The 17,142-nt window shown below is 41.4% G+C and carries 17 protein-coding genes; 11 read left to right on the top strand and 6 right to left on the bottom strand.

Annotated features, from left to right (window positions below):
* The first annotated feature begins 122 nt into the window (after positions 1-122).
* Positions 123-1,328, top strand: a complete 1,206-nt coding sequence (gene lysA / locus JWQ85_RS20075; RefSeq protein WP_299471173.1) for a diaminopimelate decarboxylase — start codon at positions 123-125, stop codon at positions 1,326-1,328.
* Here lysA and JWQ85_RS20080 read toward each other — a convergent pair.
* Positions 1,311-2,069 (bottom strand): hypothetical protein, encoded by a 759-nt coding sequence (locus JWQ85_RS20080; protein WP_299471175.1) that lies wholly within the window; start codon positions 2,067-2,069, stop codon positions 1,311-1,313. The two genes, lysA and JWQ85_RS20080, sit on opposite strands and share 18 nt — an antisense overlap.
* Positions 2,070-2,277: 208 nt before the next feature.
* Between JWQ85_RS20080 and JWQ85_RS20085 the strand changes: the two genes are divergently transcribed.
* Together JWQ85_RS20085 and JWQ85_RS20090 are read left to right on the top strand one after the other, a co-directional pair.
* Positions 2,278-2,472 carry a cold-shock protein gene (locus tag JWQ85_RS20085; RefSeq protein ID WP_067057762.1) on the top strand — a complete coding sequence of 65 codons (195 nt, stop codon included), beginning with the start codon at positions 2,278-2,280 and terminating at the stop codon, positions 2,470-2,472.
* Between the two features lie 478 nt (positions 2,473-2,950).
* Complete coding sequence (locus tag JWQ85_RS20090; RefSeq protein ID WP_299471178.1) at positions 2,951-3,316, top strand: YtxH domain-containing protein; 366 nt, start codon at positions 2,951-2,953, stop codon at positions 3,314-3,316.
* 315 nt (positions 3,317-3,631) lie between these two features.
* Here the strand turns inward: JWQ85_RS20090 and JWQ85_RS20095 are convergent, their stop codons facing one another.
* On the bottom strand, positions 3,632-5,521 hold the full coding sequence (locus JWQ85_RS20095; protein ID WP_299471180.1) for a M1 family metallopeptidase: 1,890 nt from the start codon (positions 5,519-5,521) through the stop codon (positions 3,632-3,634).
* Positions 5,522-5,733: 212 nt separating this feature from the next.
* Positions 5,734-6,240, bottom strand: a complete 507-nt coding sequence (locus JWQ85_RS20100; protein ID WP_299471182.1) for a DUF892 family protein — start codon at positions 6,238-6,240, stop codon at positions 5,734-5,736.
* A 130-nt stretch (positions 6,241-6,370) separates the two neighbouring features.
* Here JWQ85_RS20100 and JWQ85_RS20105 point away from each other — a divergent pair, with 130 nt between their 5' ends.
* From JWQ85_RS20105 to JWQ85_RS20130, 6 genes are all read left to right on the top strand, one after another.
* Positions 6,371-7,318, top strand: coding sequence for a DUF2027 domain-containing protein (locus tag JWQ85_RS20105; protein ID WP_299471184.1), 948 nt, complete (start codon positions 6,371-6,373; stop codon positions 7,316-7,318).
* A gap of 226 nt (positions 7,319-7,544) precedes the next feature.
* Positions 7,545-7,874, top strand: coding sequence for a helix-turn-helix transcriptional regulator (locus JWQ85_RS20110; protein ID WP_256539227.1), 330 nt, complete (start codon positions 7,545-7,547; stop codon positions 7,872-7,874).
* 57 nt (positions 7,875-7,931) lie between these two features.
* Positions 7,932-8,489 carry a DUF6428 family protein gene (locus tag JWQ85_RS20115; protein ID WP_299471187.1) on the top strand — a complete coding sequence of 186 codons (558 nt, stop codon included), beginning with the start codon at positions 7,932-7,934 and terminating at the stop codon, positions 8,487-8,489.
* 11 nt (positions 8,490-8,500) lie between these two features.
* Entirely contained in the window at positions 8,501-8,917 is a 417-nt protein-coding gene (locus JWQ85_RS20120) for an arsenate reductase ArsC (protein ID WP_299471189.1), read from the top strand.
* Between the two features lies 1 nt (position 8,918).
* Complete coding sequence (gene arsB / locus JWQ85_RS20125) at positions 8,919-9,977, top strand: ACR3 family arsenite efflux transporter (RefSeq protein WP_299471190.1); 1,059 nt, start codon at positions 8,919-8,921, stop codon at positions 9,975-9,977.
* A 182-nt stretch (positions 9,978-10,159) separates the two neighbouring features.
* Positions 10,160-10,666 carry a hypothetical protein gene (locus JWQ85_RS20130; RefSeq protein ID WP_299471191.1) on the top strand — a complete coding sequence of 169 codons (507 nt, stop codon included), beginning with the start codon at positions 10,160-10,162 and terminating at the stop codon, positions 10,664-10,666.
* Between the two features lie 96 nt (positions 10,667-10,762).
* Here the strand turns inward: JWQ85_RS20130 and JWQ85_RS20135 are convergent, their stop codons facing one another.
* The 3 genes from JWQ85_RS20135 to JWQ85_RS20145 all read right to left on the bottom strand — a co-directional run bounded on the left by JWQ85_RS20135 (position 10,763) and on the right by JWQ85_RS20145 (position 13,665).
* A complete protein-coding gene (locus tag JWQ85_RS20135) occupies positions 10,763-11,197 on the bottom strand; it encodes an SRPBCC domain-containing protein (protein ID WP_299471193.1) in 435 nt (144 codons plus the stop codon).
* Between the two features lies 1 nt (position 11,198).
* Complete coding sequence (locus JWQ85_RS20140) at positions 11,199-11,531, bottom strand: helix-turn-helix transcriptional regulator (protein WP_299471195.1); 333 nt, start codon at positions 11,529-11,531, stop codon at positions 11,199-11,201.
* A 124-nt stretch (positions 11,532-11,655) separates the two neighbouring features.
* Positions 11,656-13,665 (bottom strand): PAS domain S-box protein, encoded by a 2,010-nt coding sequence (locus JWQ85_RS20145; protein ID WP_299471197.1) that lies wholly within the window; start codon positions 13,663-13,665, stop codon positions 11,656-11,658.
* 174 nt (positions 13,666-13,839) lie between these two features.
* On the opposite strand from JWQ85_RS20145, the gene JWQ85_RS20150 reads away from it, so the two are divergent.
* Positions 13,840-14,895, top strand: coding sequence for a glycoside hydrolase family 130 protein (locus JWQ85_RS20150; RefSeq protein WP_299471199.1), 1,056 nt, complete (start codon positions 13,840-13,842; stop codon positions 14,893-14,895).
* A gap of 86 nt (positions 14,896-14,981) precedes the next feature.
* Positions 14,982-17,142: hypothetical protein (locus JWQ85_RS20155; RefSeq protein ID WP_299471201.1), on the top strand; the 2,161-nt coding region annotated here is incomplete at its 3' end.

Below are 17,142 nucleotides of genomic sequence, written 5' to 3' on the forward strand. Positions count from 1 at the left end.
AGAAAAGCTTTTAGAACCCTCTTCTTTGGAAAGGGCAGGGTGAAGCTAATTCCTCGCAATAACGCGGTTTTTTAGACAGTCAATTTTTGACTTTTGACTTTTTAATTTTGACTTAACAAAAGATGTTCAATAACAATACAATACAGCGCTTTAACGATACAGAAACCCCATTCTATTATTACGATATGGGTGTTTTGCGCAATACCCTTGATGCCTGCAGGGATGCATCATCAAAATATGGTTTCCATGTGCATTATGCCATGAAGGCTAACTTTAACCCCAAAGTGGTTGATATGATCCAGTCTTTTGGTTTTGGTGCCGATTGCGTAAGCGGTAACGAAGTAAAATCGGCAATGGAGCATGGCTTTGATAAGGGCAAAGTGGTATTCGCGGGGGTAGGTAAGTCTGATAAAGAGATCAATTTAGCGCTTGATGCTGATATTTTTTGCTTCAATGTAGAATCGGTACAGGAACTGGAGATCATTAATGATCTGGCGAAAGCCAAAAATAAGGTTGCCGGTATCGCTATCCGTATTAACCCTAATGTTGACGCGCATACCCACCACTTTATTACTACAGGGCTGGACGAGAATAAGTTCGGCATTAATACCTGGCAGCTAAATGATGTTGCCGAGATGCTTCGCAAATGTGCTAATCTGAAATTTTTAGGTATCCACTTTCATATAGGTTCGCAAATTACCGATATGGAAGTTTACCGCAGCCTGTGCATCCGCATTAACGAAATGCAGGACTGGTTTGAAAACCACGGCTTTGCCATTAAAATATTAAATACCGGTGGTGGTCTTGGGGTAGATTATTACAACCCTGATACTAACACCATCCCCGATTTTGAAAGCTATTTTAAAGTTTTCAGCAAGTTTTTGAATGTTAAACCGGGACAGGAGGTGCATTTTGAACTGGGCCGAGCTTTGGTTGCACAATCAGCGTCGTTGATATCAAGGGTGCTTTATGTAAAGAACGGGCAGAAAAAGAACTTTCTGATTTTAGATGCCGGTATGACGGAGCTGATGAGGCCGATGCTTTACCAGGCGTATCATACTATTGAGAACTTGAGTAGGGACAGTGAAGCGAAGAGTGAAGGAGCAGACGCACCGGACACCCCGCACCCCGCACCTCAAATAAAATACGACGTTGTTGGTCCTATCTGTGAGAGTACGGATTGTTTTAGGAAAGATGTTGACCTGCCGCAATCATATCGTGGCGACCTGATAGCCATCCGCACAGCGGGTGCTTATGGCGAGGTGATGGCATCTAACTATAACCTGCGCGATCATGTGCAATCTGTTTATTCAGAACCGGTAAGCTAAGCCCATTTGAAAAGATACATTTGTAAACAGCCTGGTGGTAGCAAGCGTTGCGTGGCCTGTTATTTTTTTGTACCCTAAAGAACCGGTAGTCCCTATTATGGAATCGAAATATTGATTGTCATACAAATCTGTACGGGTAATTTTACCTGCCGTTTTACTGAAGAACAATTTTACCCCCACGTTTAAGTTCTGGTTTGGCTTTATGGCTAATTCACTGAATATGCCATAGGTAAACAAGCCTGCCTGTGTTGCACTGATCACGTCGGGGTCGTGTGCAATAGCCCTGCGAAAATTGAGATAATTACCACTCTCATGCGTGTAAACCAGGTCGGTACCAATTATTCGCCAGTCTACTTCACCAAAGTTTTTGTAATAAGATACAGAGCCATTTACACCAAAGCCTGTAAATGATTTACTTCCGGCGGTAATATGGGTGTCGGAGCTGTCCTTAGCATAGCTTCCAAAAAAGCCCAATATGCCATAGCTGAAGTTGAAATTAGGAACAGTATGAGAACGGTATATATTAAGCAATCCACTATTTATACTGCCCCCGGAACTCAAGGTTTCCTGAAGTAAATAAGTACCCGCGGCATAAATACCTGTTTTAACAGAATCGGTAGAATGTGGTTTAACCATGTATTGGATATCATTTTGATAAATAGCCGGGAAATAAACACGCCTGGCGCATGATGACAAGCCAAGGCAGAAGATCACAGTCAAAAAAATGTAGATAGGTTTCAAATGTTAAGGCTTAGTTGGTAAGATATGTTATATATCTATACGCAGGTAATTAAATAATGATACAAAGTATCACTATTTAATTAAAAAATCTATATTAATATTTAAGTAAATATGATGCAGCTATATTCTAATGCCACCTGCATTTTGCGGGTTTTTGCACTTAATGTGGATAATTATAACTACCTTGCGCACTTTAATAAATAAAATAATGCAAAAAGAAGGAACAGTAAAATTTTTCAATGAAACAAAAGGTTTTGGTTTTATTACCCCAGATGGTGGTGGTGCCGACGTATTTGTTCATTCAACAGGTCTGATTGACGAAATTCGTGAAAACGATAAAGTTGAGTTCGAAGTAGAAAACGGAAGAAAAGGCTTAAACGCAGTAAACGTAAAAGTTGTTTAATTATATATTAATCCACTAAATGTTACAGAAAGCATCCGCCCATTAAGGCGGATGTTTTTTTTTGTCTTATAGATGGTTGAACCATCAGTCGTTTCCGCTTATCCAAAACATTATCGATGCTATTGCAATTAAGGCCAGCACAAAAGGTATTAAGGTATCTAACATATGCCTTAGTATCCGTTTTGGTAAATTCTCCTTCCGGTCTGTATAGCTTAGTAGTTTATATTTAAGTACGATTAGTATAGCAGCCAGTACAATCGTTACCAGGTAAAATATTTTCCTGAAGTATATTAATCGTAGTAGATCCGATAATATTTCCAAACTCATATCACCAAAAATACAAATACTACCTCTTTGTGTAGCTTGTAAGTTTATACCAATGCGGATGGTTTGGCTTTAAACTATTTGTAAATTATTTAAACAGAGCGGTATGGTATTTGTTACTTAGGTACAAAACATCTACTAAAAAGTAAATAATATGAAAGATCAAGCAAAAATTATAGCAGCACTTTTAGTGGGTGCTGCGGCGGGTGCCGCTTTAGGACTATTATTGGCCCCAGAAAAAGGTGAAGAACTAAGAGGCGATATTGCTGATTATGTAAATGACCTTGTTGACAAAGCAAAGAACAAAGCGCAATCTACTGCAGATAATATTAAAGAATACGGCAGTAATGCGGTTGATTCGGTAAAATCAAAGTTTTCGGGCGCGGCAAGTAATGCTGAAGATGCCATTAATAGCGCGAAATCAAAAGCTGCTGATTATGCTGAAAGTGGCGCTGATAGCGCAAAATCAAAAGTAAAAGGTACCGCTAACGACTGGAATAATTCTATCCAGAACGCGTAAGGTATTTAAATATACATGTGTAAAAGCCCGGCTATTAGCCGGGCTTTTTTTGTGCATCACTTTGTTATCCTGAGTGATAACGAAGGATCTATAACCACCATGCTATAACAAACTATGTCATTTCGAACGAGCACGGGCAGGGGTTGAGCGTAGGGCGAGGAGAAATCTTGTTCAATGCACCTTGCCGACCGTTCATACGAAAAAGCACGGAGTAACAAGATTTCTCCTCGTACCTCGTTCGAAATGACATGGTTTATTAAAATAAAAAAAACGCCCAACCTTTCGGCGGGCGTTTCAATATTAAAGCAGGCTGCCTTATTTAGCTTTAGGTGCCCAGGTATTATCGCTGGTATTGGCATCCATGTATATGCCGTTATCTAACGTTACCGATTTAAGGCTTTTACCTCTTACGGATGCAAAAGTAACCAGTGTTTGTTTTTGGTTGGCTTCCCAAACCCCAGGGGTTTTATGGATAGTTTTAGTAGTGCCATCAGTATAAGTGATCACCACATCAAACGGGATAGCGAAACCGCCAATATTGGCAACGGTTAAGGTATAACCATCTTTACCGGTAACACCTGTTTTAATGGCCAAATCGTTATAGTAATTTGTAAAGAACCAGTTGTTAAAGAACCAGGTAAGGTTACGGCCCGATACATTGCTCATCGAGTTAAAGTAATCCCATGGGATGGGGTGTTTACCATGCCATCTGTCCATATAACCGTGCAGTGCTTTTTTGAATAGGTCATCGCCAAGCATATCTTTTAATGCTAAATAGCTTAACGATGGCTTGCCATAAGCATTATTGCCATAACCGGTTGTTAATTCGCTTGTTTGGGTAATAACAGGAATATCCTGGTTGCTCGACCGGTTGTTGATCCAACTGTTAATACGGAACTGTTTGTAGAACGCGTCGGCTTTCTCCTTGCCTTTTTCGGCAGTACCAATCAGGTATTCTAAAGTAGTAGCCCAACCTTCGTCCATAAAGGCATAGCGGGTTTCGTTGATACCCATGTAGAAAGGGAACCAGGTATGTGCTATCTCATGGTCCTGTACAAGCTGTGCAAAGCTTGGGTCGCCCATTTGGCTATCGTTCACCATCATTGGGTATTCCATGTCTGCAAAGCCCTGAAAAGCCGTCATTTTAGGGAACGGATAAGGTACACCCGGCCAGTTATGACTGAACCAACCTAATGCATTACGGCCATATTGTACAGATTGTTTAAAATCGGTACCCTTAACAGAGTAAGCAGCCTGCATGCTCGAGCGCCTGCCGGTTTTACTATCAACAATAACACTGCCTGCATCCCAAATGTAATGGTTGCTTAAGCCTACAGCTACGTCACTGATATCGGTAGCAGTCCATGTCCAGGTGTTCATGGCGTTTTGGGTGGTAACCTTGTTGCCGGTAATTTCTTCAATAGTAGCCACATGTATGGTGCTGTCGCTGGTCATTGACTTTTGCAGGCGATCAGCAAATTCTTTTTGCAGTACCTGTGTTGGGTTTTGCAAAGTACCGGTAGCCCAAACCACAAAGTTTTTTGGTACGGTTACGTTAAGGGTGTAATCGTTAAAATCGTTGTAAAACTCTTGTGCATCAACAAATGCTACCCTGTCCCAACCATTGTAATCGTCATAAACAGATACACGGGGGTAAAAATAAGCCAGGTAATAGCTTGTCGAATCTATCTGCCCTTCGCGGCCACTTTCTTTTGAAGCATCAAAATGCCAGGCAATGGTCATCTTAACCGAATCGTGCGGCATTAAAGGTTTTGGTATGGTAACCTGCTGATTAGTTGTAGCTGCCTGCGCGTTATTCCACGCCTTTTTTTGGCCACTAACTATAAAGCTATCTATTTGAATGCCCGATGTTAAATAATCCGGGCTGGCATCGCCCATCCTGGCAGAGCCCGGGCGGTGAATATTTAGTATCAGTTTCATGTTCAGCCTTTTTAGGGTATCAGGGCTGTTGTTAAAGTAGGTAATGGTTTCGATACCTTTTACTGTGCTAAGCGGAGGTGCCGCGGTTATTGAGATGTTGTAACGGGCGTGATTTTGCCAGTATTTAGCCCCGGGTTTGCCATCGGCGCTGCGGGTGCCATTATTGTATGCCTTTTTAATATCACGTGGCATGTAAAGGCTTTGCGCATGTAATTGTAACAGCGCTATGCTACACGCTGCAGTTAACAGAATTTTTTTGAACATAATAAATGATAAGTTTTTTGTAAGATCAACAGAACAAATGTAGAATATATATCAGTAAACCTTAGACTGCTTAGGTAAACGAATTGTTACAAGGAATGCTTGCTTGGGGGGCATAAATTATTTTCCTTTGTGTAAGTTATTTTAGTAGGGGTATTAAATAACTATACGAAGCCGGGCTTATGGTCCGGTTTCGTATTTATATAGCAATCCTTTTAATCCTTCGTAATATATTCCTTAGCTATCAGCGTAAATAGCATGTCGTTATCGGCAGATTCATCAAAGTTCTCGGTCAGCAGTTGCGTTACCTCATTATACTTTAACAGCTTAGCTATCATTATCAGCATTCGGTACGATGTGATGTTAATATGTTCCAATATTTGCAGGTAAAGCATAATATCCAGATCGTTCAGTAAGGGTATATCCTGGCCATCATCTAAACAAAATTCATCTCTAACTATAGATTTAATTGGGTTACAAACCTCCGGGGATGGTGTTTCGCCTATTAGCTTATAAATAGCTTCCATGCGTTTGATCTGGTTTTTAACGTCACCGCCAAATTCACCTATAGCCAATTCAAGGGATTTAAAAGATGCCAGATTGAAAAGGCTGCTTGTACGTTCCTGTAAAAAGCGTTTGCCATTGTATATCCTGGTTAAATGATGCAGGAAAATTTTCTTTAAATAATTATTGTCAGGAGCGGGAGGGGTAATAGGTGCCATAGCATAAAAATTAATGGTGACATGGAAAACACAGTATCAATTTTCTTTGTTAAAAAAGGATTCTTTAAGTAAATGTAAGTTTAATTCTTAGTGTTATGGTATATTAATAAATGCTCCTTATTATTGTAAAATGAGATATAAGTTAGGCGATTTTGTACGGTTTGTTGATGAAAAGCTGGAAGGCTATGTAACCCGCATTATTGATGAGCAAATGATAGGCGTTACTGTTGAGGATGATTTTGAAATACCTGTATTGGCCAGTAAGGTAACTTATGTACACGGCCATGGTGCCGAAAGCCACGACGAAGAATATGTTGCCGATATTAAAGTGCCTGCAGGCGAATTTAAAAGCAAAGGCGTGCATATTGCTGTAGTGGCCGATGCAAAAGCAAACGCGCTTGTGCATTTATATATCATAAACGAAACATCGTACCAGTTACTTGCATCTGTTACTACCGAGCAGCAAAAGCAGTTTAAAGGAGAGTTTGCAGGTATTGTTGAGCCGAATGGGGTTGCAAAAATTTATTCAGCAAAACTATCCGACCTGCAGCTGTGGCCAAAATTTATATTCCAGGTATTGTTTTTTACTAAACAGAACCAGGAATCGGTAAATCCTCTAAATGTTAGCGAGCAATTTAAAGCCAAAGATTTTTCGGGCGCTAAAAAGCTGGTGCCTTATATAAAACAACAAGGCTGGATGATACAGCTTGATGAGCCGGAACTTATTATTGATGCCGAGAAACTAAAAGAGAGCTTTTTTAAACCAGCTGAAGAAAAGCCGCAAACAGTTGCCAAACCGGTAAGCGAGCTTGATCTGCATATAGAAAAATTGCGCGATGACCACCAGTTTTTAAGCAGCAGCGAGATCTTGAATATACAAACAGATCACTTTAAAAAAGCTTTGGATGCTGCCATTGTACACCAGATGCCCGATATTACTTTTATACACGGTACAGGCAACGGGATCTTAAAACACGAATTGCATAAGCTGTTAAGCAAACACCCTAAAGTGCAAACCTTTATGGATGCACGTAAAGAGAAGTTTGGCTATGGCGCTACAAAGGTTATTTTGAAATAAGGCTAAATTGTTGATATAAAAAGCGTTAGGGATTGAAGCGGATACCGGCCTGTGGCTAATGCCCGTGCAGTATGAGCGTAAAGCCCGGGCCGCAGGCAACGCCCACATTACCTGTAAAAATATACTGTAACTAATCAATATAACCCTAATAAACAATAGACATCAGAATAAAAAAAAGAAAAAATCTTGTATTTTAAATATTAATCGTAATATTGCGATAGATAACATGGGCATTACCAAAACGGATATATTTAACGATGAGCAAAATAAGCTGGCCTTGCAATTAAAAGCGATTGCACACCCGGCGCGTATTGCCATTTTGCAACATATTATAAAAGCTAATGCCTGTATTTGCGGCGATCTGGTAGATGAACTGGGCCTGGCACAAGCCACTATCTCTCAGCATTTAAAAGAGCTGAAAAATGCCGGCCTTATACAGGGCACAATAGAAGGGGTGAGCGTGTGTTATTGCATTGAGCCCAAAGCCTGGAACAATTTACAAAAGGAAATAAATACCATGTTCGCGTCGTACAAGGACGTGAATAAGTGCTGCTAAAATTTTTTAACCAAATCAATCGTAATATTGCGATAGAGTATGCTAAAACACATGACGATGGAATACTTAAAATGGAGTGCTTTTAAGCAACAATTACAGGCCAGCCCTGGGCTTATTTTACAGTTTCAATATGCCGAAAACCAATGGGTAGATGCGGCTTACCACATAACCGAAATTAAACAAGCCCCAATAACATCTGTTGATTGTGGTGGTGTTATGAATGCCTGGACAGAGATAATTGTTCAGCTATGGGAACCGCAAGGCCAGCAGCAGGATAGGGCTATGCAGGTAAGCAAAGCACTATCAATTGTTGAACTGGTAGAAAAGGCATTGCCGTTAAACCCCAACGGTATTGTTAAAATTGAGTTTGGCAATTCGCAGTTTGATACCCGCCAAATGTTTCCTAAAGATATTATTATTGATGGCGATAACCTGATTGTTGACCTGCGCCCGGATGCTGTACAATGCAAGGCTATTGAACGTGGCGGCAGCTGTGGTACTAACGATAAAGGTGAAGAATGCTGCACCCCTGTAGCGGAAGTTAAACCCAAAATACAATTACAAAACCTGGCTGCTACAGTTGCCTGCTGTGAACCGGGCTCTGGTTGCTGCTAATTAAAATTACGATGAAAAATATTTTAGTATTGTGCACCGGCAACAGTTGCCGCAGCCAAATAGCAGAAGGTTACCTGCGATACTTTGCCGGCGATAAAGCGAATGTTTACAGTGCCGGAATAGAAACGCATGGCGTTAACCCAAAAGCCATACAGGTAATGGCGAATGATGGCATAGATATATCGGCACATACATCTAACCATGTGGATGAGTATCTGGTTATTCCGTTTGATTATGTGATAACGGTATGCGATAATGCCAATGAGGCTTGCCCGTATTTCCCGGGGAATGTGCAGCGTTTTCATTATAACTTTCCCGATCCTGCAAAGTCAACCGGCACAACCGAAGAAGTAATGAACGAGTTTAAGCGTGTGCGTGATATGATAAAGGGTTATACCGCTGATTTTGTAAAAGAACATATTACATAACATGACCGCCAGTAATTGCGCCCCCGCAGCTAACCGGAAAAAGCTTAGTTTTTTAGACCGTTACCTTACCTTATGGATCTTCCTGGCAATGGGAGTTGGGGTTGCCATAGGCTACCTTGTACCATGGGCCCCGGTATTTATTAATTCTTACTCCAGTGGTACTACTAATATCCCGTTAGCCATTGGGTTGATATTAATGATGTATCCGCCTTTGGCAAAAGTAAAATATGAAAGTTTAGGTGAGGTGTTCCGTAATACCAAAGTATTAAGCTTGTCGCTTTTTTTGAATTGGATAGTTGGCCCCATACTGATGTTTGTTTTGGCCGTTGTTTTCCTGCACGATAAGCCGGATTATATGGTGGGGCTAATACTTATAGGCCTTGCCCGCTGTATAGCCATGGTTATTGTATGGAACGAACTGGCGGAGGGTAATCGTGAATATGCGGCGGGTTTGGTAGCGCTAAACAGCATCTTCCAGATCTTGCTTTATAGCGTTTATGCCTATGTATTTATAACGGTATTGCTGCCTTTGTTTGGGATGAAAAGCGAGGTAGTTAACATCACTATTGGTGAAATAGCAAAATCTGTAGGGATATACCTGGGGATACCATTCGCGGCAGGCCTTATTAGCAGGTACATGCTTATTAAACTAAAAGGAGCGGAGTGGTTCAGTCAAAAATTCCTGCCGGTTATATCACCTATTACACTCATTGCATTGTTGTTTACTATTGTGGTAATGTTCAGCCTAAAAGGGCAGTTAATTGTTCAGATCCCGTTTGATGTAATAAGAATTGCCATACCCCTAATAATATATTTCGCTATCATGTTTTTGGTAAGTTTTTTTGCCGGCAAATTTATGGGGGCCGATTATTCCAAGAACGCGTCCATAGCCTTTACTGCTGCAGGGAATAACTTCGAACTGGCTATCGCGGTTGCTATCGGGGTTTTCGGCATCAACTCCGGCGAGGCATTTGCCGGGGTTATTGGGCCGCTGGTGGAGGTGCCAGCGTTAATAATACTGGTGAAAGTGGCGATGTGGCTGCGCGATAAATATTATTAATAACGTGAACCATTTCAACCGCTATCGAAGAAGGTTTTACCTATAATTAACTATTTTTTAGAAGGTTAGATAAGCCCGTACCACCAGGTTCGGGCTTTCTTTTTTATGGTGATCGAAACTATTTGCCGGTAAAAATGTTATTCAATAGTTAATAAATATAACCCATTAAATAATAAAATATTATGAAAAGGATAAGTTTAATAATGGCGACGGCAATTGCTGCATGCGCCTTTAACTATGCCACGGCAAAAAATAACACCAGCCATAATACGGATAAAGCCTTATTACTAACAGGTAACTTAACTGTTAACCAGGATACTGTGCCTAAAAAGTCTAAAACAAAAAAGACTACACCTACCACAACCACACCTACCACAACTACGCCAACAACACCTACTACACCAACAGTACCAAGTTACCCTACAACACCAACAAATCCAACAGAGCCAACCAGTCCTACTAACCCTACGGTACCAACAACCCCAACACCAACCACACCGACTGTGCCAAGCCCTAATCCAAGTGTGCCGCCAACCGGTACACCAACCACGCCGACTGCACCAACTATGCCGCCGACCACACCTACAACACCAACAGGCACACCTCCGGCTACGCCAAAAGCAGCGCCTACAACGCCAACTACAACTCCGCCGGCAGCACCAACTGTGCCACGTACAACCGGCAGATAATAAAGCAAATCATATAAATGCGAGACCAGTGTAAAGCGTAAGCTTTCGCTGGTCTTTTTTTTAACAATAAAGCCCGGTTATGGCCGGGCTTTATTGTTAGTTTTCTTTTTCTACAAATTCTTTAAGGCTTATGCCCAATATATGGTTCCAACCTTGTGTGAAGCTTGATGTGGCAAAGTCGGGTCCGTGCCCTGCAAAGCTCTCCAACCCAGTATGGGTTATGCGTACAAGCGTTTTATCATCTTCGGGGAAAAGCTCAAAACTAACTTCTGATGCACCTTCAAAGCCTTCATATACCCAAGTATAACTTAGTTTTTTTTCGGGTTCAACTGCGGTTATGCGGCAATTGTGTTTATAGCTTTCGCCCTTGCTTCCCTGGCCGGAAAAGCTAAATTCAAAGCCAACACGTGGCTCAAAGCTTTCCAGCTGAAAATACCATTGTTTCATTTTATCGTTATCGGTAAGGGCTTGCCATACACGGTTAACGGGTGCGTTAAGCGTACGCTCAACTATCAGTGGTTTTGCATCCATTTTATTTATTTTTTGGTTTTGTTTCTATTGGTTCTTCATTCAGGAAATTTTCAAGTGCATCCAGCTTACTGGTCCAAAATGTGCGGTATTGCTCCGTCCATTTGGCTACCTGTTCCAGCTTTTTAAGATCGGCACGGCAATAACGTTCGCGCCCTTGTTGTTTAATAATAACAAGCCCACATTCGGTAAGTATTTTAATATGCTTGGATACAGCAGGTCTGCTTATGTCGAAATTATCGGCCACAGCATTCAAATTTAGTTGCTGCCCTGCAAGCAAATTGATGATCTGGCGACGGGTAGGATCGGCAATGGCCTGGAATACATCTCTTCTCATATTAATCTGTAACCTATTGGTTACGCAAATATATATGATACCATTTGGTTACGCAAATAAAAAGGTAAAAAAAATCCGAATTTGTTAAATCCGGATCAATCTGGTCTTGTAAGCAAGTTTATTATTACTCTAATGGTATCTCAAATTTAAACGTTGACCCTTTGCCCGTTTCGCTATCTACAGAAAATTTGCCCTGGTGGCGGGTTATAATTTCGTTGCTAATATATAAGCCAATGCCCAGGCCGGATATATGTGAGGCTACATCATCTACCCTATAAAAACGCGAGAAAATGCGGTCATGCTGTTCTTTTTTGATGCCTATACCAAAATCTTGTACTGCCACAACGGCTTTATCGTTTTGCCTGGATACAGATATATTTACGTGATCGGCCTGTGGCGAATATTTAATAGCGTTTGAAATTAGATTGATAATTACCTGTTCAAGACGTTGCCTGTCAGCATTAACAAGCAAGTCACTAATATCCGAACAAATAATTATCCGGTGCGATTTTGTAGAATACTGCATCAGGTCAACCACCTCCTCAATAAGCTGAGGCAGGTTAAATGCGGCATAAGTAAATGGTAATTTGCCTGCTTCTATTTTTGAAACATCAAGCAGATCTGATATCAGGCCTGATAATTTATTTATCTGTGATAAGGCCTTTTGTATAAATAGTTTATTTTTATCATCAGCAGGCAGGCTGCGGTCTATAATTTGTAGGTAGCCGTTAAGGCTGGTCATAGGGGTTTTTAGCTCGTGGCTGGCAAGCCCAATAAACTCATCTTTTTTAGAGTTAAGTACCTGTATCTCTTCATACAGCTTGGCATTATCAAGTGCCACACTTGCTTGCGATGTTACACCAGATATCAATATTTCGTGCTCTTTTGTGAATCGCCCGGGTTCCGGGTGCCCCAAAAATAAACCACCTATAACAGCGCCCGATTTAGAAACAACCGGTACTGCCAGGTAACTCACCACTGGTAAATGGCCTTTAGGCATGCCGTAATGTGGGTGGTTATGGCCGTAACGCGGGTCTTTTGTTATATCATCAACCCGTACTATGCCCAAGCCATTAAAAGTATGCGCAAATACATCTGTATTACGTGGCATACCAAATTTTTCAAACGCCTCCCTCGGCGCGCCGGATAGCGTGTAAAGCATATATGATTCACCTTCCTCATCCAGCTTATTATAAAAGAACGCGCCGAATGCCGCGCCTGACAGCATAGTGGTAGCGTCGGTAACATTTTGTAATATTTCCTGTACGTCCAGCTTTTCTGATATCACTTTACCCACAGTGTTCAGTATTTCCAGGTTTTCTGCATATTGCTGAAGGGTTTGTTCGGCCAATTGTTGTTTAGAAACGTTACGGGCAATTTTTGAGGCGCCAATAATATTTCCTTTAGTATCTACCATGGGTGATATAGCCAAAGAGACGGGTATCTCCACGCCATTTTTAGTCATCCGTAATGTTTTGTAGTGTTCTACCTTTTCACCTTTTCTTATTTTACTAAGAATTTCTGTTTCCTCCATCAACCTATCCTGGGGTATCAACATGGTAATTGATCTCCCTATAGCTTCGCTTTCCGTATATCCAAACAGCTGTTCGGCGCCATAGTTCCAACTGGTAACAATCCCATCAAGGGTTTTGCTGATTATAGCATCCTCTGATGTTGTTATTATCGAAGCCAGCATAGCCTGCTTGCGCTCGCTGTTTCTTTGCTCGGTAATATCAATAAGCGTATTTACCGCGCCCGTAATAGTGCCATTAGCATCAAATATCGGAATAGGGTAGGGTAATACATTAATCAGTGCGCCGTCGGGCCGTTGTATAATTATTTCTTCACCTTCAATAGCAATCCCCTCTTTTAAAGTGCGTGCCATAGGGCAGGTATCCAGTGGTAATGGCTGCCCGTTTGGTTTAAATATTTTCCAAGAACCGCACCATAGTTCTTTATTTGTTTCGGGGGTTCTTCCCCACAGTTTTACTGCCGCATTATTAAATGAAGTTATATAACCATCCTTATCGCAGGTATAAATAGCAACAGGTAAGTTGTCAAATAATTCATAAGGCAGTTTCGTGTTTGCTATCAGATGTGTTATTTCTTCTGCATTGGTAGTTACGGCATCCATTAATTTATATTGGAAAGGTGAAATTAATTAATAAGTGTAATATAATTATCTATCAGGAAACTTTAGACAGCTACGGATAATATAGGGAACGGCAGAGGCAGTGTTCCTAACAAATAAAGTTACGTATAAACTATTACAAAGCTAAAATGTTATAAAAATGTAACAAATATATTTATGGCAGATATTGCAAAACGTTTTCCGCAGAACCCCCTACTATCCCCAAAAGATTTAAAAGCTACCAGCGAAGGCTTACATATTGCCTGTTTGTTAAACCCAGGTGTTTTCAGGTTTGATGGTAAAATATGGCTGCTGATACGCGTTGCCGAGCGGCCACAGCAAAGTAAGGTACATGTATCATTCCCTATACTTACCGCTACCGGCGAAACACAAATAATGGAAATTGCCCTCGATGATTCTGACCTTATTGCTACCGATGCCCGGGTGGTAAGGTATAAAGGTGTAGATTATTTAACCACCTTATCGCACCTGCGCTTACTTTGCAGCGATGATGGTGTACATTTTCATGAACCGGAAGGTTACAACAAGCTGTTTGGTACAGGCCCTTTACAAACATTTGGGATTGAAGATTGCCGGGTAACATATCTGGAAGGGCAGTACTATCTCACTTTCACCGCCGTAAGTGATAGTGGCGTAGGTGTTGGTATGCGCACTACTACCGATTGGAAAAACTTTCAATCTCATGGTATGATATTGCCGCCGCATAATAAGGATGTTGCCATTTTTGAAGAAAAAATAAACGGCTTATACTATGCTCTGCACCGCCCAAGCAGCGTGGATATTGGTGGTAACTATATCTGGATTGCACAATCACCTGATGGCGAACATTGGGGCAACCACAAATGCATTGTTAAAACCCGCGAGGGCATGTGGGATGGCGCCCGGGTAGGCGCAGGGGCAGCGCCCATTAAAACCGAAAAGGGTTGGCTGGAAATATACCATGGCGCCACTAAAAATCACCGTTATTGTTTAGGCGCGGTTTTGTTAGATCTTAATGATCCGTCAATAGTGCTGGCCAGAACCATTGACCCAATAATGGAACCCAGCGAGCCTTATGAAGTAAGTGGCTTTTTTGGCCACGTAGTATTTACTAACGGCCACATAGTTGAGCCCGATGGTGATACTATAACCATGTATTATGGTGCTGCCGATGAGTTTGTTTGCGGGGCGCATTTATCCATTAAAGAAATATTGAAAGCGTTAGATGTTTAATTTAGATTCACATTTTAATTAATACGATAATTTAAAAACAATTATAAATAAAGACTGTTTTTTGATGGAACAACCTAATATCACTCATGAACGGAATATCACCCTGGGTAGTAGCAGCTAATCGTATTTTTACAGATAACACGCTGCCATGCATCTACACAAAAAATTGCGGTGCTTTTGCATTTAGCATTCATTGCACAACCGATTCGCTTTGGGTATTGGTAATATGGCCAAAAGGAAATTTAATAGCTTTTCGTGCCGCTTATTCCCCTGATGGCGGTTTAGAAGTTAGAAACAAGAGAGAGAATGATAATGGCATAAAGTTATTCCTTAATTCTGTTATTGGCGATATAACGGTTAATATTCAATTCCCTGTAGATGCTCAAACCACTTTACGATACACCACCACTTTAAAACCCCGCACCGATCTGCTGATACCATTTTGGCCGCGTGATATAATTATCCCCGGCAGGGATGGTGAACCGGATAATACCGCCGGTAAAATATGGGCAAAACAAATAGGCACACGCTCGGGCATGGTTTATTTTAGCATAACAGGGCCTAAATCTGGTTCAGTATTATATCTGCAAAATCTTTCTGCGCTAAACGATTATTGCCAGCAAACCCAAACATCTGCCGGTGAAACCGTAGGCGGCGAATGGCCCGAACTTGGATTTGCATTGCCGCCGACATTAGATAAACCGCTGCAGGCTGATAAAGAGATAACCATATCAGATGCCATTGTAGTGTTTGATGAAGAAGTGCCTGCAAAAGAAGCGGCTATGGTTGAGCAATACTTTAACCTGCTTGCCCAGGCCTATCTGCAATTGCCTAAGCCAGATACGAAGTACCAGGACTGGCCCGAAACTTTGGAGAAGGGGTTGCATGATTTAATTGAAAGCCCGGGTTGCTGGAGCCAGGTGGCGGGCCATTCTTATTTTAATGCCTATGTAAGCGATTATGTTACCCCACCAGAAATTATGGTGCAGTTAGCTGTATTGCTCCCCCTGCAGGATTATGTGGATTGGGGCGGTAAAAAAATGGATGTAACCAAGATCATAAAGGAAGCTTTGCCAACTTTTTATGATGAAAAGTTAAAAACTATTATGCGATGGCTGCCTGCCGCGGCTGATAAGCTGGAAGGTGAAGAAGAGCAAAAAGAACCACTCACTATGGATTCCTGGTACCTGCATCACCCCTTACTTAACCTATCGCGATTAGCGTTAAAAGGCGAGAAGGTGGCCAAGCAGCTCTTTTTAGATTCGCTGGAATATTCTATTAAAGTAGCACATCATTTTAAATATGACTGGCCTGTATTTTACAAAATGGATACCCTGGAAGTTATTAAGGCCGAAACCGCACCGGGCAAAGGCGGCGAGCATGATGTGCCTGGCCTATACGCGCATGTTATGCTGCAGGCTTATGAACTAACCGGTAAGAAGCGCTACCTGAACGAAGCCGAAAAAGCCGCTAAAAAGCTGCAGGGATTAGGTTTCGATCTATTTTATCAGGCAAATAATACCGCTTTTTCTGCCGGTGCCTTGCTTCGGTTATCAAAAATTACCGGGAATAAATTATATAAAGAACTAAGCTATTTGTGCCTTGCCAATATATTTAAGAATGTAAAATTGTGGGAATGTAATTATGGATACGGTAAAAATTTTCCGTCGTTCTTTTGCCTGTTCCCGCTAAGCGATGCGCCTTATACCGCGGTTTATGAAGAACAGGAGGTTTTTTGCGCCCTGCATGATTATTTAAGGCATGCCGAGGGCGAAGATATTTTGCCATCTATCTCGATGTTAGTGGCCGAGTATATTAAATATTTATTGGACCGTGCCATATATTATTATCCACCTATGCTGCCAAAAGAAATGCTGTCAGACGAGGTAAAGACAGGGGAGGTTGACCCTAAGCTTTGGATAGCGTTGGAAGATATGCACGATGGTTGGGAGAAAAACGGCGAAGTTGGCCAAGAAGTTTACGGTGCAGGTAATGCATTTGGGATATTGCCCCGGCACTATTTGCGTGTACCCAACGAAAACTTTATGGTATATGTAGATTATCCAACCTCATCATTTATTGGCCAAAAAAGAAAGCCAATAACCTTTACTATTTTAGGTGATAACCGGCTGACATGCCGCCTGGTAATTGCGCGTATGGATGATAAAAAGCTGCCAACATTTAAGGTAATAGCTAATGGACAAAAACAAGAAATAAAGGGCAAAGTAACCAGGGATGGCAATATTG

This window comes from Mucilaginibacter sp., from assembly GCF_028288105.1.
Taxonomy (GTDB): Bacteria; Bacteroidota; Bacteroidia; order Sphingobacteriales; family Sphingobacteriaceae; genus Mucilaginibacter.